The organism is Dasania marina DSM 21967 (assembly GCF_000373485.1).
In the GTDB taxonomy this organism is placed as follows: domain Bacteria; phylum Pseudomonadota; class Gammaproteobacteria; order Pseudomonadales; family Dasaniaceae; genus Dasania; species Dasania marina.
This window is the reverse complement of sequence record NZ_KB891586.1, coordinates 46,775-69,430: the sequence shown is the minus strand read 5'-3', so window position 1 is coordinate 69,430 and position 22,656 is coordinate 46,775. Positions and strand designations below refer to the sequence as shown.

Genomic DNA, 22,656 nt, shown 5'->3' with positions numbered 1-22,656 from the left:
GCTGTTTTCGATTGGTAGTTCGATTTGTTGTTCGATTAAATTATCGAATAAATGCTCGATTATATTTTCGCTTGCTTGTCTAGTTCTTTGCAAATAGCGCGTTGAATATTTTCAGCCAGTTCGGGGTCGGTAATAGGCTGGTGTTGATAGTCAGTAATAAAAAAGACGTCTTCTACTTTGTCCCCCAAGGTGGTTATTTTGGCGTTTTGCAGCATGATGTCATGGTCTACAAAAATCTTACCTATGCGGGCCAGTAGGCCGGGCCTATCGGGGGTGACAATTTCTAATATGCTTAAGTCCAAGGTTTCATCGTTGTGAAAGCGGGTGTAGGTGGGGGTAGAGAATAGCCGCATTTGCCGCGGTGTGCGCTTGGATATTTTGGCCAAATAATGCTTCGGTTTTTGTATTTTTTCCTTCAGCCTTTGTTTGATCGCAGCTAGGCGTTTGGGGTTGTCGCCTATGGGTTTGTTGTGGGCGTCCAGCACATAAAAGGTATCTAGAGTGTAGCCATCACCCGAGCTGTAAATACGGGCATCCATGATGTTGAGGTTGAGTTGTTCCAGCGCCGCAGCGGTTACCGCAAATAGCGTGGGCCGGTCATGGGTGTGGATAAAAATTTGGGTGGCGCCTTCGCTATCGATCTCGCCGCTTTCCTTGGTGAGTACTAGCGGCGCGTTTTGGTTGAGGCTTTGGGCTATAGCTTCGGTGTGCCAGACTATGTCTTCGACACTTTCGCGTAAAAAATATTCCTCTCCCATACCCGACCACAGGCCGTGAATTTTTTGTTCGCTAAAGCCTAGGCCTAATAATTTTTCCATGGCATTGGCTTGGGTTTCGTCTATCCATTCTTGTTTGTCGGCGGGGTTTTCTAAGCCGCGACGCAGGGCGCCGGTGGTTTCGGTATAGAGCTGGCGCAGTAGTGCGGCGCGCCAGCTATTCCACAGGCTGGGGTTGGTGCCGTTGATATCGGCTACGGTTAGCGCGTAGAGATAATCCAAGCGGCGTTGGCTGCCTACTACAGTGGCAAAGTCGCGTATCACATCGGGGCTGGAAATATCTTTGCGCTGTGCCACCGAGGACATCAGCAAATGATGCTGCACCAGCCAAGCGACTAGATTGGTATCTTTGTTACTGAGCTTGTGGCGCTGGGCAAAGCGGGTGACATCTTCTACCCCTAATTCCGAGTGGTCGCCGCCGCGGCCCTTGGCTATGTCGTGGTAGAGGCCAGCGATATACAGCAGCTCTACCTGCTCCATACGCTGCACTATACGAGACGCCACCGGAAAGCGTTTTTGAAATTTGGGGTAGTGAAAGCGGCGCAGGTTTTTAACCACCTCCATGGTGTGAGCATCCACCGAATAGATATGAAAGAGGTCGTGCTGCATTTGCCCTATGATGGCTTTAAATTCGGGCAGGTACATTTCCAGTACCCCAAAGCGCAACATACGGCGCAGCTGCAGCGCCACTTTTGCATCGCAGCGTAACAGCGTCATAAAGTAATCGGCGATCACTGGGTCGCTGCGAAAGTCATCGTCTATGGTGGCGGCGTACTCGCGTATTAGGCGTATAGTGGCGGCGCGCAGGCCGTCTATATTGGGGGATTGAGCAATTAATAAAAACACTTCCATTAAGGCGGCGGGGGTTTGCGCAAACACTTGGTTGTGGGTGACTTCTATATGGCCGTTGCGCACCCGAAAGCGCGGGTTGATCTCGACGATGGTTTCGGTTTCGCTGGCGCGCAATATAGTTTCATCAAAATACTGTATCAGTAAGTCGTTGAGCTGCCCCAGAGTGATGGCCCAGCGATAGTATTGCTGCATAAAGCCTTCTACGGCTAGGCGTATATCGTCGTCTTCAAAGCCAAACATTTTGGCTAGGGTGCGCTGGTGGTCGAATAGTAGGCGGTCTTCGGCGCGGCCGCTAATCATATGCAGTGCGTAGCGCACTCGCCATAAAAATTCTAAGCCTTGGTTGAGCGAGTTAAGTTCAGGTTTTAATAAAAAACCGCGCTCAACTAGATCGTCCATAGCTTGGGTGTTGAAATGGCGCTTGGCTATCCAGGCTATCATTTGTATGTCGCGCAGGCCGCCGGGCGAGCTTTTAACATTGGGTTCTAAATTGTATTCGCTATTGCCGTGTTTGGAGTGGCGCTTGATTTGCTCACGCCATTTGGCGCGGAAAAAAGCGTGGCTGGGCCAGCTGTGTTGCTCGGTGTTGTTAACCGCATGGGCCAGCATATTGGCTGGGCCAGCCAAGGTGCGGGATTCTAGCAAACTGGTGGCTATGGTGATGTCTTGCTCGGCTTGCTCAAAGCACTCTTTGAGGTTGCGCACGCTGTGACCTATGTTGAGTTTCATGTCCCATAGCAGGGTTACGAACTGGCTAATGGCTTGCTGGCAGCTTAGCTCGGCGTCATCGTCTAGTAAAATTAATAGATCTATATCGGAGTGGGGGTGTAGTTCGCCACGGCCGTAGCCGCCCACCGCGTTGAGGCTGACTTGTTGAGGCCAGTCGAACAGCTGCCAAGCGCACTGCAACAGCTGATCTATATAATGGGCACGCCCCCAAACTAGCTGACGGATATCGCCACCCTGTTGGAATTGCTGGTGAAAATAATCAGTCACCCTAGCGATGCTGTCTTTAAACAGAGGCAATGGCTGGCGCGCGCTTTTTACCGCGCACAGAAAATGCTCGCGATCAAAAATATCCGATGGTATGTCTAGCGGTTGTTTGATCATGGCTTAGGGTCGGTAAAAGGGCTCATCTGGCCTGGCGGTAAGTACTTCTACGCCATCGCTGGTGACCGCTAGGGTGTGTTCCCATTGGGCCGAGGCACGACCATCTTTGGTGGTTACCGTCCAGCCGTCTTTTTTGTTGAGCTTAACGTGGCGCTTACCGGCGTTGAGCATAGGCTCTATGGTAAAGGTCATGCCTTCTTTGATGACCATGCCCTCGCCCTTGTTGCCGTAGTGCACCACTTGTGGGTCTTCGTGAAAAACTTTGCCTATGCCGTGGCCGCAATATTCGCGCACGATAGAGTAGTAGTTGGCCTCGGCGTGTTTCTGAATAATATGGCCTATATCACCTAACGTGCAGCCGGGCTTAACAATCTCTATGGCCTGGTACAGGCACTCTTGGGTGATGTTTACCAAGCGCTCGTTGTGGGGCTTGGGCTTGCCCACATGAAACATTTTACTGGTGTCGCCGTGGTATTCATCTTTAATGACGGTGATATCGATGTTGAGTATGTCGCCGTCGCGCAGCACCTTTTTCTCATGGGGGATGCCGTGGCAAACCACCTCGTTAATCGAGGTGCAGATAGATTTCGGGAAGCCGTGGTAGTTTAACGGCGCCGGTATGGCCTTTTGCTCGTTGACGATGTAGTCGTAACAAATTTGATCTAGCTCACCCGTAGTGATGCCGGGCACCACATGGGGAGTGATCATCTCTAGTACTTGGGCAGCGAGGCGGCCGGCTATACGCATTTTTGCAATTTCATCTGCTGTCTTAATCGTAACGTTCATATAACTATCTGTTTTGTAATGAATTTGTATGCTTTTTAAACGCCTAGCTGGCGGCGCTGATCGCTGCGCCGGGCTATTGTAAACCATGGCCTGTGGGCTTGGCTAAATTATCTCGGTGGCGCGAGCGCGGGCAGGGGGCTTATTGTTAAAAATAGCCATTTTTCTTCCAGTTCTTGGGCTGTTATGGTATAAAGCGCGCACTCAAATGGGCGGGTTAAAAACACTGTGTTTTAAATCCACTGAATTTGGGCAACAAATCCGCACATATACCGTCACATTGTTCTGGGTGCCTTGTAGGCTTTACTTATTCTATAGGTAAGCTGAAGGGGTTGAAGAATGGGGTATATGGAGGCCTAACCCTAACTATTAAAGGTATATTATGACTACTCAAGTAAGCATGCGCGAAATGCTGCAAGCTGGTGTTCACTTTGGCCACCAAACGCGTTACTGGAACCCAAAAATGGATAAATACATTTTTGGTGCTCGCAACAAGATTCATATCATTAACCTGGAGCAAACAGTTCCTGCATTTAATGATGCCCTAGCGTTTATTCAGCGCCTAGCTAACAGCCGCAACAAAATCCTTTTTGTTGGTACCAAGCGCGCTGCTGGCAAAATCATGAAAGAGCAGGCTGAGCGTGCTAGCCAGCCCTACGTTAGCCACCGCTGGTTAGGCGGCATGTTAACCAACTACAAAACTATCCGTGGTTCTATCAAACGTTACCGTGATCTTGAAGCGCAAATGAAAGACGGTACTTTTGATGCGTTAACTAAGAAAGAAGCGCTAATGCGTACTCGCGATATGGAAAAGCTAGAGCGTTCTATAGGCGGTATTAAAGATATGGGCGGTTTGCCTGACGCTTTGTTCGTTGTTGATGTTGATCACGAGCGCATCGCTATCCAAGAAGCTAACAACCTAGGTATACCGGTTATTGGCATTGTTGATACTAACAGCAACCCCGATGGTGTTGATTACGTTATCCCAGGTAACGACGATGCTATCCGTGCTATCAAGCTATACGCTACAGCTATGGCTGATGCGGTTATTGCTGGTCGTGCTGCTGACGGCGCTGTTTCTAAGAAGAACGAATTCGTAGAAGAAGCTGCCGCTGCCGCTCCTGCCGCTGCCGTTGAAGAAAAGCCTACTGCTGAATAAGTAGTGTTTGCCAGCATTAAAAGGGGGCTTAGCCCCCTTTTTTGAAGCTGATGTTTGAACTTAGTGTTGAAAAAAATTATCGATAGTTAAGCAAGCTTAATTATCGCGTCGGAGGATATCTCAATGGCTGCAATTTCTGCTGCAATGGTTAAAGAACTGCGCGAGCGTACTCAGCTCGGCATGATGGAATGTAAAAAAGCGCTACAAGAAGCTGATGGCGACATCGAAAAAGCAATTGAAGAGCTACGTAAAAGCAGCGGCATGAAGGCTGCTAAAAAAGCCGGCCGTACTGCTGCTGAAGGTGTAGTAGTGGCGCGTGTTGCTGAAGATGGCAGCTACGGTGTATTGGTTGAAGTGAACTCTGAAACGGACTTTGCTGCCCGTGACGAAAGCTTCTTAGGTTTTGTTAATGCTGTTGTTGATAAAGCATTTGCCGAAAAGCAAACAGATGTTGCTGCCTTAATGGCTGGCGATATGACTTCAGCTAGAGAAGCGCTGGTACAAAAAATCGGTGAAAACATCGGTTTACGTCGCATAGAGTTAGTTGAAGCTAATAACGGCGTTATCGGTAGCTACACGCACTCAAACAACAGGATTGCGGTATTGGTTTCGTTGCAAGGTGGTGAAACTGAGTTAGCTAAAGATGTAGCCATGCACGTTGCGGCATCTAACCCTCAGGTTAACAAGCCTGAAGATATGGATGAGGCTACGGTTAATGCCGAGAAAGAAATTATCAAGGCACAGCCAGATATGGCCGGCAAGCCCGAAGCTATTATTGAAAAAATGATGACGGGTCGCATCCAGAAGTTCTTGAAAGAGAATAGCTTGGTAGAGCAGGCTTTTGTTAAGAACCCAGAGTTGACTGTGGGTCAATTAGTGAAAGATGCTGGCGCTGATGTGCAGTCTTTCATTCGCTTTGAAGTGGGTGAGGGCATAGAAGTTGAAACGGTCGACTTCGCTGCTGAAGTTGCCGCACAGTTAAAAGGTTAATTTTAATTGTGACCAAACGGGGCCTTTTGGCCCCGTTTTAGTATCAGAGTCAGTCAATTCCACGCCGGGTGGATTCGTGTTAGATTGAGCCTTTTGAGTATTGTCCGCTAGCGGCTTTGGTGGCGGTATTTTAGAGCTTTAATCTAACACCAGTTACAACGTAACCATATATTGTGTAGAGGGTTTAGCCATGTCAGTAAAAGCCAGCGATAGAAAGTATAAGCGTATTTTATTAAAGCTTAGCGGTGAGGCTTTAATGGGGGATGAAGGCTTCGGCATAGACCCAAAAGTGCTGGACCGCATGGCGCTGGAGATAGGGCAATTAGTCGGCATAGGCGTGCAGGTAGGCCTAGTGGTTGGTGGTGGTAATATTTTTCGCGGCGCTGCTTTGCAGAAAGCCGGTTTAGATAGGGTGACTGGTGATCACATGGGTATGCTGGCCACGGTAATGAATGGCCTGGCTATGCGTGACGCGCTAGAGCGCTGTAATATTGTGTCGCGAGTAATGTCGGCTATACCTATGAGCGGTGTTGTTGATCATTACGATAGACGTAAAGCCATGCGCGCCTTACATCGCGGTGAGGTGGTGATTTTCTCGGCCGGTACCGGCAACCCATTTTTTACTACCGATTCTGCCGCCTGTTTGCGTGGCATAGAAGTTGATGCCGAAATTGTGCTTAAGGCAACCAAAGTGGACGGCGTGTATAGTGCCGACCCGGCCATAGATGCAACGGCCACCAAGTACGATCGTTTGAGCTACGACGAAGTGTTGGATAAAAAATTAGGGGTAATGGATTTAACCGCTATTTGCTTATGCCGCGACCACAATATGCCTTTGCGTGTATTCGAAATGGAAAAAGCCGGAGCCCTGCTTAATATCGTAGTGGGTGGCGACGAAGGCACTCTTATTGAAGAAATTGTTGAATGAATGAGTAGATAGTTGAGTAAGCTGTTTAGTAAAAAGCGAATAATAGTTTTAGGAGATTGAATCGTGATTGAAGAATTAAAACAAGATGCCGAAGACCGCATGCAAAAAACCATGGCTGCGCTGGGTGTTAGTTTAAATAAAATTCGTACGGGCAGAGCCCATCCCAGCATATTGGATGGCATACGCGTGAATTACTATGGTTCCGAAACCCCGCTAAGCCAAGTCGCCGCTATTAATATTGAAGATGGTCGTACTCTGTCAGTCGTACCCTGGGAAAAGCCTATGGTGCCGGAAGTCGAAAAAGCCATTATGAAATCGGGCTTGGGTTTAAACCCGTCTACCGCCGGTGCGGTAATACGTATACCTATGCCTATGCTAACGGAAGAAACCCGCAAGGGTTATACCAAGCAGGCTCGTTCCGAGGCTGAGCATTCGAAAGTGTCTTTACGCAATATACGTAGAGACATATTAGGCGATATTAAAGAGCTACAGAAAGAAAAAGAAATTTCTGAAGACGACGAGCGCCGCGCGCAGGATGATATTCAAAAAATCACCGATAAGTATGTGGTCGAAGTTGATAAGGCTTTGGCGATTAAAGAAAAAGACTTAATGGAAATATAAACACCTTATGCCGGATTCAAGTGATAGTGACTCTGGTGCAGCGATTACGCTAGGTGAAAAAGCGGGTGATTTTGCGGTAATACCGCAACACATAGCTTTTATCATGGACGGTAATAGTCGTTGGGCCAAGCAGCACGGCAAGTCAACCACGTCGGGGCATACCGCCGGGGTTGAGTCAGTGCGCAAAGTACTGCAAATGGCTATGGGCTATGGCATACAAGTGGTTACCCTGTTTGCCTTTAGTAGCGAAAACTGGCAGCGCCCGGCCTTAGAGGTTAAGGCGCTAATGCAGTTGTTTGCTAGCTATTTAAAAAAAGAAATGAAGCGCTTGCATGCCGACGGTGTGCAAATGCGGTTTATCGGTAATCGTAATAATTTCAGTACGGCTTTGCGCAAGCAAATGGCTGAGGCTGAGCGGCTAACCGCAAATAATGATAAGGCGGTATTGGTGTTGGCGGTGGATTACGGCGGCCAGTGGGATATAGCCAACGCCGCCAAAATCTTAGCGGGACAGGTACAGCGCGGTGAGTTGGCGCTGGAACAGGTGGATAGCCAACACATGGCCAAGCATATGGCTTTGGCTGATTTGCCGGCCCCCGATCTGTGTGTGCGTACCGCGGATGAACATCGCATCAGCAATTTTTTGCTATGGCAGCTGGCTTATGCAGAATTGTTTTTTTCCAAAACTCTGTGGCCAGATTTTTCCGAGCTCGACCTGCGTGAGGCACTGGCTGCCTACGCGCAACGTGATAGACGCTTTGGTGCTCGTAAAGACGCCGACAGTACATAACGAGAATAAATAAAAGAGGGCTGTCGTGCTTAAACAGCGAATAATTACAGCATTAGTATTGGTAGGCGCGATGACTTGCGCCATTGTTTTTTTGTCTCCCTTGTATTTTGCTGCGGTAATGACAGTCATCATCCTAGCGGCGAGCTGGGAGTGGTCGGCCTTGGCTGGCCTGCAGGGCACTGTCAGTCGCGCAACTTACACCCTGAGTAGTTTGTTGCTGATAGCGGCGGTGGCTTGGTATTGTCAGTTGATGAGTGAGTCCTTAGCGTGGTTGCAGGTGCGTGAGGTATTGGGCTTGGGCTGCCTGTGGTGGGCCGTAGCCTTGTTATGGGTGAAAAGCTATCCCGCTAGCGGCAAGCTGTGGGGAGCAGTGCCTGCGCGTTTAGTGATGGGTTTTTTGGTATTAATTCCCGCTTGGCTGGCGTTTATCTCACTGCGTTTTAACGCTCATGGCATAGCTTACCTCTTTATTTTACTAGCCTTAGTAGCCTGTGCTGATACCGGTGCTTATTTCAGCGGTAAGGCTTGGGGTAAAGCCAAGCTGGCGGTAGCCGTTAGCCCGGGTAAATCTTGGGCTGGATTTTGGGGTGGCCTAGCGGCTACTTGTGGTCTGTCAGTGGCACTGTGGTATGGCTACGGCACTGACACTATGCGTCTGGAAGTCGTGCTGGTGGTGGCTGTATTAACGGGTTTGGCGTCAGTGCTAGGTGATTTATTAGAGAGTATGGTTAAGCGCCACCAGGGCGTTAAAGACAGTGGCACTATTTTGCCCGGTCATGGCGGCATTATGGATAGGCTGGATAGTTTAACAGCAGCAGCGCCGGTTTATGCGCTGTGCTTATTATTGGTAGGTTGGTAATAGAGTGGATAAAGCCATCGCAGTAGAAAATATCACCGTGTTAGGCGCTACTGGCTCTATAGGCGTAAGCACCTTGGATGTTTGCGCTAGGCACCCCGAGCGCTATCGCCTCTTCGCTTTAACCGCCAATAGCAGTGTCGTAGAGTTAGCCGCTCAAGTGGCCCAGCATAAGCCTCGCTATGCGGTGTTGCGCGACCCGCAGGCGGCAGCGCAATTAGTGACGTTGCTTAAAGAGCAGGGCCTGCACGATACTGAAGTGCTTAGTGGTGATGAAGGTTTAAATGCCGTTGCCAGTCATGTTGAGGTGGATACGGTGATGGCCGCTATCGTTGGCGCTGCCGGTTTAGCACCCACTATGGTGGCGGTAGAGAGTGGCAAAAAAGTCTTACTGGCTAATAAAGAGGCGCTGGTGATGGCTGGTGGCTTGTTTATGGAGGCGGTGAAAAAAAGTGGTTCGGTACTGCTGCCCATCGATAGCGAACACAATGCCATTTTTCAATGCATGCCCAGTCAGTCGCAGCAGGGTCAGGGCAGTCATCCCTTGGCGGCTAGCGGCATACGAAAAATTCTACTTACCGGCTCAGGTGGCCCGTTTCGACAAACGCCACTAGAGCAGCTGGCTACTGTGACTCCCGACCAAGCCTGCGCCCACCCTAATTGGTCTATGGGGCGCAAAATATCAGTCGATTCCGCCACCATGATGAATAAGGGCTTGGAATTTATCGAAGCCTGCTGGTTGTTTAACGCCCAGCCTGAAGATATAGAGATAGTGATACACCCGCAAAGCATCATCCACTCTATGGTGGAGTATGTAGACGGTTCGGTGCTGGCGCAGTTGGGTAATCCCGATATGCGTACCCCTATAGCGCATGCCCTAGCTTGGCCCGAGCGCATAGCGTCGGGTGTGGCCAGCTTGGATATAATCACCACCGCAACACTGGATTTTGAAGCCCCCGACTACCAGCGCTTCCCTTGTTTGGAGCTGGCTGTGCAGGCGGTTAAAACCGGCAAAACCGCTATGGTGGTGTTAAATGCGGCCAATGAGGTAGCAGTAGAGGCTTTTCTCAATCAACAGATACGTTTTACTGATATCCCTGTTATTATCCGGTCGGTGTTGGCCAGCGCGCAGCTGGTGGAACCCTCTACCTTGGCCGTGGTCCAATTGGCCGATCAACAGGCCAGAGATTTAGCCCAGCAGCAGGTCGCTAATCGCGCCTGCGCTTAATTATTGAATTGAAGTAGCCCTAATAAAAAGGTTGTAGTCTCTTTCCATGGAATTATTGCAAACAGTATTAATTACCCTTTTCACCTTAGCGATATTGGTGTCCATACACGAATACGGCCATTTTTGGGTGGCTAGACGCTGCGGTATTAAAGTACTGCGTTTTTCTGTGGGCTTTGGTAAACCCCTATACCGCTGGCGCGATAAGCTAGATACTGAATATGTTATCGCCGCTATCCCCTTGGGCGGCTATGTCAAAATGCTAGACGAGCGCGAGGGTGAGGTGCCTGAAGAGCTGCGTCATATGGCGTTTAATAATAAGCCGGTAGGCCATCGCTTGGCGACTGTGGCAGCGGGGCCTTTGGCCAATTTCCTCTTAGCCATTATCGTGTATTGGTTTGTGTTTGTAGCCGGTGTTTCCGGTGTTGCACCAATTATCGATAAGGTGGAAGCGGGTTCTGTCGCCGAGTTAGCAGGCTTAGAAGTGGGCCAGGAGATAGTTGCTGTTGATGGTGAAGCTACGCCCACGTGGGAAGCCTTGCACTTACGCTTGTTAGAGCGCATAGGTGACAGTGGCGAGATAGAATTCACCGTTAAATATGCCAACTCCGATTTAACGTATAGCTCTAGCGCTACGGTTGAAACTTGGTTGTCGGGGGTAGAAGTCACCGATCTGATGGCAGGTATAGGGATAGAGTTATACCGCCCCAAGCTGATTGCCGAAATTGATCAAGTAGTGGCCGGTAGCCCGGCCGCTGTGGCCGGCTTTAAAACCGGCGATATTGTTGTGCAGGCTGACGAGCAGCCCATCGCGCAGTGGGGCGACTGGGTGGACTATGTGCGCGAGCGCCCTGAGCAAGCTATAGCGGTACAGTATTTGCGCAATGAACAAGTACTCAGCAGCTTGTTAACGCCAGAGCGTAAAATAGACGAGCAGGGCCAGGCCTATGGCCAGGTCGGTATGGGGGTGAAATGGCCGGAGTGGCCACCAGAGCTGCGCCGAGATTTTCAATACAGCCCCGTCACAGCGTTGACCGCGTCGCTAAAACGCACCTGGGATATGAGTGCTTTTACCCTACAATCCATTAAAAAGATGTTAATGGGCCTAATCTCACCAAAAAACTTGAGTGGCCCGATAACCATTGCTAAAGTGGCGTCCGCCTCGGCAAACTCTGGCCTCAGCAGCTACTTGAGCTTCTTGGCCTTACTTAGTGTGAGTTTGGGGGTGTTAAACCTACTACCTATACCAGTCTTGGATGGCGGCCATATTTTATTTGGGGTAGTGGAGCTAATAACAGGCCGTCCTGTATCTGACCGCATTCAAGCAATGGGCTACCGATTAGGCTTTTTTATTATCATTAGCATGATGATGCTTGCTTTATATAACGATATCAGTCGACTCTAATGAATAGCAGGCTAGCTTTGAACATGCGAGCGCGCCTGTGCTAATGAATTATTTGTGGTAATAAATAACCAATGACACGTTTTCTTACAGTAGTTCTGCTAGCGCCTTTATGGCTGTTTTCCTCTATTAGTGTATACGCCGAAGATAGTTTCGTGGTGTCTGATATACGGGTGCAGGGTTTGCAGCGGGTATCGGCTGCCAGTGTGTTTACCACGGTGCCTATTAATGTGGGCGATACTGTCGATCAAATGGCGATTAGCAATGCTATACGCGGCTTGTTTCGCAGCGGCAACTTTGACGATGTGGAAATAGGCCGTGACGGCACGGTGCTGGTGGTAGCGGTGGTAGAGCGTCCCTCGATTAGCGAAATCGTGTTAGAGGGCAATAAGGCTATTAAGTCTGAGGCCTTGTTAGAGGGTTTAAAAGGCGCTGGCTTATCAGAAGGGCAGGTGTTTAAGCGCTCCACTTTAGAAACCATGAAGCTAGAGTTGACCCGCCAATATGTATCGCAGGGCCGTTATGATGCGGGCATAGATACCGAAGTAGTATCACTGCCGCGTAACCGGGTGTCGGTTAACATCAATATTGATGAGGGCAATACGGCCGCGATTAAGCATATTAATATTGTGGGCAATAAAGATTTTGCAGAAGACGAGTTGCTGGATCTGGTGGCCTTATCAAGCACTGGCTTTTGGTCGTGGATTACCAGCGATGATAAATACGCCAAAGAGGCCTTGGCCGGTGATATAGAAGCTATTAAATCCTTCTACCTAGATCGCGGTTATTTAACCTTTGCCATAGAGTCTACCCAAGTTACGGTAACCCCTGACCGCAAGGCGGTGTACATCACTATTAATATTAAAGAAGGTGATGTGTATACCGTTGATAAAGTCGATCTGTCTGGCGATTTAGTGGTAAAAGAAGAACAGTTACGGCCTTTTGTGTTGATACAGTCGGGGCAAACCTTTTCTCAGTCAGCGGTGACTAGCAGCGAAGAATGGTTAACCAAGCGTTTGGGTAACGATGGTTATAACTTCGCCAAGGTAGAAACCATTACCGATATCGATCAAGAAAATCAAACCGTCAATCTCAAGTTTTTTATAGACCCCGGTAAGCGTACCTATGTGCGTCGCATAGAGTTTGAAGGCAATAGCAAAACCGCCGACGAAGTACTGCGCCGTGAAATGCGGCAAATGGAAAGTGCGCCAGCGTCATCCTCGCGCATAGAGCAATCACGTATACGCTTAGATCGCCTGGGTTATTTTAAAGACGCCAAGGTAGAGACTATAGAGGTCCCTGGCAGCGATGATCAAATAGACATTAAATACAAAGTGGAAGAGCAACCTTCCGGCAGCATAGGCGCTAGCGTCGGTTACTCGCAGGATAGCGGCATTATTTTTGGCGCCAATATCCAGCAAGACAATGTGATGGGTACCGGCAAGCAGGTAGGCATAGGCCTCAACAAAAGCCGCTATATGACCAATGTACGCTTTAGCTATACCAATCCCTATTATACGGAAGATGGTGTTAGCCGTGGTTTCTCAGTGTTTTATAGGAAAAGTGAAATCCCCAACATTTCCACCTATTCAACCAACACCTTAGGTTCATCGATGAACTTTAGTTACCCTATTAAAGAAACCGAGCGGGTAGGTTATAGCTTTACCTTTACCAACACCGAGATAGAGGCGGGTGATTATGCAGTGCAGGAGATTTATGCCAGCCCGCGCACAGATTCAGAATTTATTAACCATTATTACGACAGCGAATTCGCGGGCGTAGTCAATGGTGTTAACACCTATGCCCAAGCAGAGCTGCCCAAAACCTTTGATCCAGTAGCCAATGCCGATTTATTAACACCACCCAGCGAGCCCGGCTTTATAGGTTTATACGGCAATGAGTTTAATGACTTCACCTTCACCACTAGCTGGTCGCAATCCACTTTAAACCGTGGCCGTATGGCGACTCGAGGAGCCTCGCAAAGTTTGGCTTTTGAGGTGACTGTACCGGGTAGTGATTTAGAGTTTTTTAAATTAACCTATACCGGCCAAATATTTTTACCTATTACTAAAAACTGGATAGTGCGCCTGCGCAGTGATTTAGGTTACGGCGATGGCTTTGGTGATGTTGAGGAATTGCCTTTCTTCCAAAACTTTTACTCCGGTGGTTTTGGTTCGGTGCGTGGTTTTAAGAGTAATACTTTAGGGCCTAGAAGTACTCCGGCCCAGCGCTATGATCGCGGCCAGGCTGTAATAGCGATATGTAGCCAAGCTGATGTTGATAACAGTGTTGCCGACTGCTTAGTAAAAGGTCAGTCCAAACAGCTGGATAATAAGCTATCATATACCGCCACAGATGGTTCGTTTAGTAGTCGATCTGTGGATAATAAACCCGACCCCTTTGGCGGTAACTTATTAGTAGAGGCCAGCGTGGAGTTATTATTCCCACTGCCCTTTATTAAAGATCAAAGCTCTATACGTTCAGCCTTTTACATCGATGCGGGTAATGTGTTTAGCACCGATTGCCGCGCTAGTCAGGTTAACTGTTTCAATTTCGATGTCGATGAATTGCGCTACTCCGTAGGTGTAGGCATGACGTGGATTACGGGCTTTGGCCCCTTAACCTTTAGCTATTCAAAACCGATAAACGAAAGCGAATACGATGAGACGGAAAACTTCCAGTTCTCACTAGGTCGCAGTTTCTAAACTATTTAGGCTAAGCGCTGGTAGCTTGTCCACTATACGGATAGTATTGCTTAACAATAATGAGGAGAACACCTATGAAAAATATCTTAAAAGTCATGTTGCTTATAACAGCGGCAGCGGTACCATTAATGGCAGCGGCGCAGGGTAAAATTGCGGTATTAGATGTGCAAACCGCTATTTTACAAACTGAAGTGGCTAAAAAAGAATTTAAGGACTTGCAGGCGCGCCCCGATTACGCCGAGAGTGTTAAGCAGTTAGAAGTTTTGCAAAAAGAATTTATGACCAATAAAGAAAAGTTGCAGAAAGACAGTGCGGTAATGAGCGACGAGCAAAAACAAGCTGAGGGGCGAAAGCTACAAAGCAGTGCTACCGATATAAAGTATGTGCGTGAAAAATTACAAGCCGCTGAGCAAGAGCTGGCTAAAAAACTAATGCAGGCTTTTTACCCCAAACTACAAAAAATCATGCCTGAAGTGATTAAAGAAGAAAGCCTAGGTTTATTATTAGATAAAAAAACCGCCTTGCATGTGGATAACGGTTTTGATGTGACGGCTAAAGTCACTGCCAAATTAAATCTGCAATAAACCTAGACTATTTTCACTCAGCCATGACAGTGCGTGATTACTCCCTAGCTGAACTCGCAGAGCAGCTGCACTTACAATGCGTAGGCGATTCCAGCCTGCGCATTGTTGGTTTAGCAACGCTAGCTTCGGCTGGCAGCGGCCAGCTGAGCTTTTTAGCTAACCCGCGCTACCAAAAAGAGCTGGCCCACACCGCCGCCTCGGCGGTGATAGTCAGCCGTGCTATGTTGCCCCATTGTTCGGTGGCAGCCTTAGTGTCTGACAATCCTTATTTGAGTTATGCCCAAGCCAGCCAGCTGTTTAAAACCAGTAGCGCGCAACAGGCAGGCGCGCATGCCTCTGCCGTGGTGGCGGCGTCGGCGACCATAGCCAGCAGTGCCAGTATAGGTGCCCACTGTGTCATAGGGGAGCGTGTACAGATTGCTGACAATGTGGTGATAGGCCCAGGCTGCGTGATAGGGGACGACGTAGTCATTGGTGGCCAGGGTTTGTTACACGCCAATGTCACGGTGTATCACGGCGTGAGCATAGGTCATTCTGTTATATTACACAGCGGTGTGGTGTTAGGTGCCGATGGCTTTGGTTTTGCGCCTACATCACAGGGCTGGCAAAAAATTCAGCAGTTGGGCGGCGTGGTATTAGGTGATCACGTAGAGATAGGCGCTAATAGCTGCATAGATAGAGGAGCCTTGGATAACACCATCCTAGGCAACCATGTCATCATCGATAACTTGGTACAGTGCGCACACAATGTACAAATAGGTGATGGCACGGCCATAGCCGGTTGCACCGCTATTGCCGGCAGCACGCGCATAGGCAGTCGCTGTACTATAGCGGGTGGCGTGGGCATAGTGGGGCATATTAGCCTCGCGGATAATGTTCATATTACCGCTCACACCCTGGTGACTAAATCAATTGCCCGGCCCGGCTCTTACTCCTCGGGCACGCCCATGCTGGAAACACAGCAGTGGCGCAAAGCGGCGGCACGCTTTGCTCAGCTAGACGTATGGATTAAAAAACTTAGCCGATTTATCAAAGCTAATAAGCAACAATAGATCAATAGCTGTGCAACTGTGCACCGTTTTATAGGGATACACTCCATGATTATGGACGTAAAAGAAATACGAGAGTACTTGCCCCATCGCTATCCTTTTTTACTGGTAGATCGTGTCACTGAGTTGGTGTTAGGTGAGTCTATTACTGCGATTAAAAATGTCAGCGCTAATGAACCTTTTTTTAATGGTCATTTTCCTGATAAACCAGTTATGCCCGGTGTATTAATTATTGAGGCCATGGCGCAGGCAGCTGGCATTTTGGGTTTTAAAACTCAAAATAAAAAACCCTCGGATGGCTCTATATATTTATTTGTTGGTGTGGATAATGTGCGTTTTAAGCGGCAAGTAGTCCCTGGTGACCAGCTAGAGCTAAAAGTGGACTATGTCTCTGATAGGCGCGGTATTTGGAAGTTTCAATGCAGTTCCTTTGTCGATGGCAAATTAGCGGCATCTGCCTCTATATTATGTGCAGATAAAAAAGTTTAAGAGTACACAGTTGAATGTTGATAGATAGTAGAGCCATTATTGATCCCAGCGCCAAGCTGGCCGACGATGTAGAAGTGGGCCCTTGGAGTATCATCGGTCCCGACGTGGAGATAGGTGCGGGCACGGTAATTAAATCCCATGTGGTGCTAAAAGGCCCTACAGTTATCGGCCGTAACAATACGATTTATCAGTTTGCCACTGTTGGTGACGATACCCCCGACCTTAAATATAAGGACGAGCCTACCCGTTTAGTGATAGGTGATAATAATGTGATACGCGAAGGTGTCACCATACACCGCGGCACCGTGCAAGATAGGGCCGAAACCACCATAGGCAACGACAATCTGATTATGGCCTATGTGCACATAGGCCATGACTCGGTGGTGGGTAATCACTGCATCTTGGTTAATAACGCAGCTTTGGCGGGCCATGTGCACATAGGGGATTGGGCCATAGTCAGTGGCTATACCTTAATCCATCAATTTTGCCGCATAGGTGAACACTCTTTTAGTGGTATGGGTTCGGCTATAGGTAAAGATGTACCTGCCTATGTTACGGTGGTGGGTAGTCCCGCGGCGGCCAAAGGTATTAACACCGAAGGTTTAAAGCGTAGGGGTTTTAGTAGCGAGGCTATAGCCACTATACGCAAAGCCTATAAAGTGATTTACCGGCGCGGTTTAACCACTGAGGAAGCTTTGCAAGAGTTGCAAGCTATGCAAGCAGACTGTGCCGAGCTAGGCCCATTAATACAATCCATACGGGCTTCGCAGCGCGGTATCGTTCGTTAATTATATTCTGTGTATAGCGGGTTGATAGTTTGCTTGTAGTTCTTCTTTAGCTCCACTGTAGTTAGGGGAAAGTTCGCTAATAATTTATTCGTCGGTCAGTCATATTTTCATCATCGTCTTTAGGGTTAAATCATGGCGGAACGTTTACGCATAGGGATAGTAGTCGGTGAAGCGTCCGGCGATATTCTCGGTGCCAGCCTGATGCAGGCGCTAAAATTGAGTCATCCCCATGCCGAGTTTGAAGGTATAGGTGGGCCACTAATGTTGGCGCAAGGTTTTAACAGCCATTACCCCATGGAGCGTTTGGCGGTGATGGGTTTGGTCGAGCCCTTGAAACGCCTGCCGGAATTATTGCGCATACGCCGCAGTTTAAAACAGCATTTTATTACTAACCCGCCCGATTTGTTTTTGGGCATAGATGCTCCCGACTTTAACCTAGGCTTAGAGCTGGCGCTGCGCAAGCAGGGGCTGCTAACTGCCCACTATGTTAGCCCATCGGTATGGGCCTGGCGCAGTGGTAGGGTGCATAAAATTGCCAAAGCGGTAGATAGAATGCTTACCTTATTTCCCTTTGAGGCGCAGTTTTATCATCAGCATAATGTGCCGGTGTCGTTTATAGGTCACCCCTTAGCGGATAAATTCCCACTGCAAAATAATCAGCAGCAAGCTAAAGATGCGCTGGCCATTTCCGGTCAGCAGCCTTTGGTGGCATTGTTGCCCGGCAGCCGTGGCGGCGAAGTGCGTATGTTGGGTGAGGCCTTTATAGAAACCGCCCGCTGGTGTTTGCACCAACGCGCAGATTTACAGTTTATTTTACCCGCCGCCAACGAGGCCCGTTATCAGCAGTTACAGGCCATGCTTGCGCAACGGGGTGCGGGGCTACCTATCACCTTAATACAAGGTGGTTCGCAAACCGCGATGGCGGCGGCCGATGTGGTGTTAATGGCATCGGGCACCACCACCTTAGAAGCTATGTTATTAAAACGTCCCATGGTAGTGGCGTATAAAATGGCCAAGCTGTCTTATGCCATCATCTCACGCATGGTGAAATCAAAATTTATCAGCCTGCCGAATCTATTAGCGAACGAGCAGCTGGTACCGGAAGTGCTACAAGATGATGTGCGCCCAGAAATGTTAGGGCCGTTGGTGTTGGAGGCCTTACAAAATCAAGCCAAACGTGACGTATTAGATAAGCGCTTTACCGAGTTGCATCAAGAATTAAAACGGGACGCCAGTGCGCGTGCCGCCGAGGTATTATTAAAAATGATTCAACATCGTCGCGATGAAACCAGCGCAGGGCAAGCGTAATGGAGGCTTTTGAAAGCAGTTATCAAGGCGTACTGATGGCCGGTACTGATGAAGTGGGGCGCGGGCCGCTAGCGGGTGATGTGGTTGCCGCGGCGGTTATTTTAGATCCCAATAATCCTATAGAGGGCTTGGACGATTCTAAAAAGCTTACCGAGAAAAAACGCGAAGCCTTGTTTCCGCTCATTCAAGAGCGTGCCTTAAGCTGGTGTGTAGCCAGAGCCTCAGTGCAGGAGATAGATCAGATTAATATCTTGCAGGCCAGCTTATTGGCTATGACCAGAGCGGTAGAGGGTCTGGCGGTGCAACCTGAGCATGTTTTGGTGGATGGCAATAAAATCCCGCAGTGGCGCTATCCCGCCGAAGCGGTGGTTAAAGGTGATAGCCGTGTTGCCGCCATTGCCGCAGCGTCCATATTGGCGAAAGTGACGCGCGACCGAGAGATGCAGGCCATGGATGCGATATACCCCGGCTATGGTTTAGCGGGGCATAAAGGCTACCCCACTAAAGTGCATATGCAGGCTTTAGAGCAGTTAGGCCCTACGCCTATACACCGGCGTTCTTTTGGCCCGGTTAAAAAACTAATAGAACAACTGCGTTTGCTATAACTATGACTCTGAGCGACCTGTTATGAATCCATCTTTTGTCCATTTACGCCTACACAGTGAGTTTTCGCTCATTGATGGTTTGGTGCGCCTAAAGCCCTTGGTTAAGCAAGTGGCAGACTTGGGTATGCCTGCGGTAGCTTTAACCGACCATTGTAATTTTTATGGCCAAATAAAATTTTATAAGGCTGCAGTAGCTGCCGGTGTTAAGCCTATTTATGGCAGTGACTTTTTTCTTAAAGATGATGACGATGAAACCCAAGTCTCTAAGCTGTGCCTACTGGCGCAAAACGACAAAGGCTATAGAAACTTAACCGAATTAATTTCTATGGCCTATCAGCAGGGTCAGTATTTAGGGGTGGCATATGTTAAACGCTCCTGGGTGGCGGAAAAGGCTGAGGGGTTAATTGCTTTGTCCGGCGGTAAGGCCGGTGAAATCGGTAGGGCTTTATTATCGGGCAAACAGGCTCTGGCGGCTGAACGTTTACAAAGCTGGATGACTCTGTTTCCCGATAGGTTTTATCTAGAACTGCAGCGCACCGGCAGAGAAAACGATGAGAATTATTTGCATCAAGCAGTCGCCTTGGCTAACCAGTATCAGTGCCCAGTGGTGGCGACTAATGAAGTTTGCTTTATAAAAGCCAGCGAGTTTGAAGCCCATGAAGCGCGGGTGTGTATCAACGAGGGCCGAACCCTGGATGACCCGCGCCGGGTTAAAAAATATTCTGAACAACAATACCTGCGTTCCCCTGCGGAAATGCAAGAGCTGTTTAGTGATATCCCGGAAGCGTTACAAAATACCGTGGAAATCGCCAAGCGCTGCAATGTTGAAATCAAACTGGGCACTTATTATCTGCCCGAATACCCTATCCCTGATGATTTAGAAGCTGATCCCTATTTTCAAAAAGTTTCTTATCAGTTGCTTGAACAGCAAACGGTAAAGTCGCTGGCAAAAAACTGGGCCGGTAAAGAAGACAGCCCTGAGTATAAAAAAGAATTGCGCACCGGGATTTTCTTTAGAAAAATTTCCCGTGAGGGTTTGGATGAACGTTTAGCTTTTTTAAAAGAGCATCGTAAAGCCAGTCTGCCGCCCTTGGTGGATCAGGAATATCTAGATCGCTTGGATTTTGAGTTAGATATAATTTTGGAAATGGGCTTCCCCGGCTACTTTCTTATCGTGATGGATTTTATTCAATGGTCGAAAGATCAGGATATACCGGTAGGGCCTGGTAGAGGTTCCGGTGCTGGGTCGCTGGTAGCCTATGTGCAAAAAATAACCGACCTAGACCCGCTAGAGTACGACTTGCTGTTTGAGCGTTTTCTTAACCCCGAGCGGGTTTCCATGCCGGATTTCGATGTCGATTTTTGCATGGATAACCGCGACAAGGTGATTAGCTATGTGGCCGATAACTACGGTAGGGATGCGGTTAGCCAGATAGTCACCTTTGGTACTATGGCAGCAAAAGCGGTAGTGCGCGACGTGGCTAGGGTACAGGGCAAGTCTTATGGCTTGGCCGATAAACTCTCTAAAATGATTCCCTTTGAGATAGGCATGACCCTGTCTAAGGCGATAGAGCAAGAGCCTAGTTTAAAATCTTTTATTACTGACGATGAGCAGGCTGCAGAAATTTGGGCCATGGCCACGCAGTTGGAAGGGGTTACTCGTAACGTCGGTAAGCACGCCGGTGGTGTGGTTATCGCACCTTCTAAACTCACCGATTTTGCGCCGCTGTACTGCGATGAAACCGGCGGTGGTTTGGTAACGCAATTTGATAAAAACGATGTGGAAGAGGCGGGCTTGGTTAAGTTCGATTTCTTGGGCTTGCGCACTCTAACTATCATCGACTGGGCGGTTAAAATGATCAATCGCCCCAAGCCCGACGGCAGCGTCGCGGCCTTGGCCATTGATCGCATCAATTTAGAAGATGCCGAAACGTTTAAATTATTAAAACGGGGTGAAACCACTGCGGTATTCCAGCTGGAATCTCGCGGTATGAAAGAGCTGATTAAAAAGCTCAAGCCCGATAACCTCGAAGATATGATTGCACTGGTGGCGCTGTTCCGCCCAGGCCCACTAGATTCGGGCATGGTTGAGGACTTCGTCAACCGTAAACACGGGGTGGCAGAAGTGGCCTACCCCGATGTGCAGTATCAACATGAATGGCTAAAGCCGGTATTAGAACCCACCTACGGGGTTATTGTTTACCAAGAGCAGGTTATGCAAATTGCCCAGGTCTTGGCGGGCTATAGCCTAGGTGGTGCTGACATGCTGCGCCGTGCTATGGGTAAGAAAAAACCCGAAGAAATGGCTAAGCAGCGCAGTATCTTTAAAGAGGGTGCCATCAAGCAGGGCGTGGATAGCGACCTGGCCATGAAAATCTTTGACTTGGTGGAAAAGTTTGCCGGTTATGGTTTTAACAAATCCCACTCTGCCGCCTATGCCTTGGTGTCTTATCAAACTGCGTGGCTAAAAACCCATTACCCTGCTGAGTTTATGGCCGCCACCATGAGTTCGGAATTACAAAACACCGATAAGATCGTGATCTTCATAGAAGAATGTCGCGAGATGAAACTGCCCTTAAAGCTGCCCGACGTGAACGAGGGCGAGTATATGTTTACGGTTAACGAGCAGGGCGAAATTATTTACGGCCTAGGGGCGATTAAAGGCTTAGGCGAAGGTCCGATAGACAGTATTATTGCCGCTAGGCAAGAGGGTGGCCCCTTTAAAAACCTGTTTGATTTTTGTGGCCGGGTAGATCCACGTAAGGTTAACAAACGCGCCTTGGATGCCTTGATACGCTCGGGCTCTTTTGATGGCTTAGGGGTAGAGCGGGCCGTGTTAATTGCCAGCACTCAAGAGGCGGTGAAGGCGGCAGAACAAAGCGCCAGCAATAAAAACGCCGGCATGATGGATTTATTTGGCGAGGTAGTGCCCAACGGTGAGGGCGATAATGTTTATGCTGGTTTTGAAGATATGCGGCCACTCACCCCTAAAGAACGTTTAAAGGGTGAAAAAGATACCTTGGGCCTATACGTCACCGGTCATCCCATAGACGAATATGAAAAAGAATTAAAAAAGATCGTGCGCAATCGCATCGTCGATTTAAAGCCCGATCGCAGTACCCAGCTAATCGCAGGCTTGGTGGTGGATATGCGCACCATGAAAACCAAGCGTGGCGACACCATGGCCTTTGTGCAATTAGACGATAGAACCGCGCGTATAGAAATAGGCCTGTTCTCTGATGCCTATGAGCAGGCCAGAGACTTGCTCGGTAAAGATACCGTGATTTTGGTAGAGGGCGAGGTGGAGTATGATGAGTATCGCAAGCAAACTAAGGTGCGTGGCAAATCCGTACGCAGCCTATTACAGGTGCGTGAGGAATTAGTGCAGTCGCTGACGTTAAGCCTTAATAGCGAAGATTTTAACTCCAGCCACAGGCGTGGCTTTAGCCAAGAGTTTAGCGATATATTAACCCCTGCTTTGGGCGGTACTTGCCCGGTGCGTATAGCCTATCAGCAAGCGCAAGCGCAGGGTGAACTGAGCTTAGGGCCCAGTTGGCAGGTCAGCCCCAGCGATGAGTTAATACAATGTTTAAAAGATCGCTTCGGAAATGAAAAAGTTGAGCTAAAGTATTAATA

Annotated in this window: 18 protein-coding genes; 16 read left to right on the top strand and 2 right to left on the bottom strand. The window is 48.7% G+C overall.

Annotation, left to right across the window (positions count from 1 at the left end; all coding sequences use genetic code 11):
- Positions 1 to 59 precede the first annotated feature (59 nt).
- Complete coding sequence (locus B067_RS0113045) at positions 60 to 2,738, bottom strand: [protein-PII] uridylyltransferase (protein WP_019530526.1); 2,679 nt, start codon at positions 2,736 to 2,738, stop codon at positions 60 to 62.
- Positions 2,739 to 2,741: 3 nt separating this feature from the next.
- Entirely contained in the window at positions 2,742 to 3,611 is an 870-nt protein-coding gene (gene map, locus B067_RS0113040; RefSeq protein ID WP_019530525.1) for a type I methionyl aminopeptidase, read from the bottom strand.
- A gap of 292 nt (positions 3,612 to 3,903) precedes the next feature.
- Here map and rpsB point away from each other — a divergent pair, with 292 nt between their 5' ends.
- From rpsB to dnaE, 16 genes are all read left to right on the top strand, one after another.
- The gene (gene rpsB / locus B067_RS0113035; RefSeq protein WP_020700306.1) at positions 3,904 to 4,680 is read left to right on the top strand and encodes a 30S ribosomal protein S2; all 777 of its coding nucleotides are present in this window, start codon (positions 3,904 to 3,906) and stop codon (positions 4,678 to 4,680) included.
- 123 nt (positions 4,681 to 4,803) lie between these two features.
- Complete coding sequence (gene tsf, locus B067_RS0113030; RefSeq protein ID WP_019530523.1) at positions 4,804 to 5,670, top strand: translation elongation factor Ts; 867 nt, start codon at positions 4,804 to 4,806, stop codon at positions 5,668 to 5,670.
- A gap of 190 nt (positions 5,671 to 5,860) precedes the next feature.
- Positions 5,861 to 6,598 carry a UMP kinase gene (gene pyrH / locus B067_RS0113025; protein WP_019530522.1) on the top strand — a complete coding sequence of 246 codons (738 nt, stop codon included), beginning with the start codon at positions 5,861 to 5,863 and terminating at the stop codon, positions 6,596 to 6,598.
- Between the two features lie 99 nt (positions 6,599 to 6,697).
- Positions 6,698 to 7,219, top strand: a complete 522-nt coding sequence (gene frr, locus B067_RS0113020) for a ribosome recycling factor (protein WP_420806532.1) — start codon at positions 6,698 to 6,700, stop codon at positions 7,217 to 7,219.
- A 7-nt stretch (positions 7,220 to 7,226) separates the two neighbouring features.
- Positions 7,227 to 8,009 carry a polyprenyl diphosphate synthase gene (gene uppS / locus B067_RS0113015; RefSeq protein WP_019530520.1) on the top strand — a complete coding sequence of 261 codons (783 nt, stop codon included), beginning with the start codon at positions 7,227 to 7,229 and terminating at the stop codon, positions 8,007 to 8,009.
- A 25-nt stretch (positions 8,010 to 8,034) separates the two neighbouring features.
- Positions 8,035 to 8,868, top strand: a complete 834-nt coding sequence (locus B067_RS0113010; protein ID WP_026244642.1) for a phosphatidate cytidylyltransferase — start codon at positions 8,035 to 8,037, stop codon at positions 8,866 to 8,868.
- A 4-nt stretch (positions 8,869 to 8,872) separates the two neighbouring features.
- Positions 8,873 to 10,093 (top strand): 1-deoxy-D-xylulose-5-phosphate reductoisomerase, encoded by a 1,221-nt coding sequence (ispC, locus tag B067_RS0113005; protein WP_019530518.1) that lies wholly within the window; start codon positions 8,873 to 8,875, stop codon positions 10,091 to 10,093.
- 46 nt (positions 10,094 to 10,139) lie between these two features.
- Positions 10,140 to 11,495 (top strand): RIP metalloprotease RseP, encoded by a 1,356-nt coding sequence (rseP, locus tag B067_RS0113000; RefSeq protein ID WP_019530517.1) that lies wholly within the window; start codon positions 10,140 to 10,142, stop codon positions 11,493 to 11,495.
- Positions 11,496 to 11,566: 71 nt separating this feature from the next.
- On the top strand, positions 11,567 to 14,197 hold the full coding sequence (bamA, locus tag B067_RS0112995) for an outer membrane protein assembly factor BamA (RefSeq protein WP_019530516.1): 2,631 nt from the start codon (positions 11,567 to 11,569) through the stop codon (positions 14,195 to 14,197).
- Positions 14,198 to 14,271: 74 nt separating this feature from the next.
- Positions 14,272 to 14,781, top strand: coding sequence for an OmpH/Skp family outer membrane protein (locus B067_RS0112990; protein WP_019530515.1), 510 nt, complete (start codon positions 14,272 to 14,274; stop codon positions 14,779 to 14,781).
- 23 nt (positions 14,782 to 14,804) lie between these two features.
- Positions 14,805 to 15,833: a UDP-3-O-(3-hydroxymyristoyl)glucosamine N-acyltransferase gene (gene lpxD, locus B067_RS0112985; RefSeq protein ID WP_019530514.1), complete on the top strand. Its 1,029-nt coding sequence runs from the start codon at positions 14,805 to 14,807 to the stop codon at positions 15,831 to 15,833.
- A gap of 48 nt (positions 15,834 to 15,881) precedes the next feature.
- Positions 15,882 to 16,319: a 3-hydroxyacyl-ACP dehydratase FabZ gene (fabZ, locus tag B067_RS0112980; RefSeq protein WP_083921442.1), complete on the top strand. Its 438-nt coding sequence runs from the start codon at positions 15,882 to 15,884 to the stop codon at positions 16,317 to 16,319.
- A gap of 14 nt (positions 16,320 to 16,333) precedes the next feature.
- Entirely contained in the window at positions 16,334 to 17,107 is a 774-nt protein-coding gene (gene lpxA / locus B067_RS0112975; protein ID WP_019530512.1) for an acyl-ACP--UDP-N-acetylglucosamine O-acyltransferase, read from the top strand.
- A gap of 132 nt (positions 17,108 to 17,239) precedes the next feature.
- The gene (gene lpxB / locus B067_RS0112970; protein WP_019530511.1) at positions 17,240 to 18,415 is read left to right on the top strand and encodes a lipid-A-disaccharide synthase; all 1,176 of its coding nucleotides are present in this window, start codon (positions 17,240 to 17,242) and stop codon (positions 18,413 to 18,415) included.
- Complete coding sequence (gene rnhB, locus B067_RS0112965; protein ID WP_019530510.1) at positions 18,415 to 19,020, top strand: ribonuclease HII; 606 nt, start codon at positions 18,415 to 18,417, stop codon at positions 19,018 to 19,020. Before lpxB ends, rnhB begins: the two co-directional genes overlap by 1 nt.
- Before the next feature lie 22 nt (positions 19,021 to 19,042).
- Complete coding sequence (gene dnaE, locus B067_RS0112960; protein ID WP_019530509.1) at positions 19,043 to 22,654, top strand: DNA polymerase III subunit alpha; 3,612 nt, start codon at positions 19,043 to 19,045, stop codon at positions 22,652 to 22,654.
- The last annotated feature ends 2 nt before the right edge of the window (positions 22,655 to 22,656 follow it).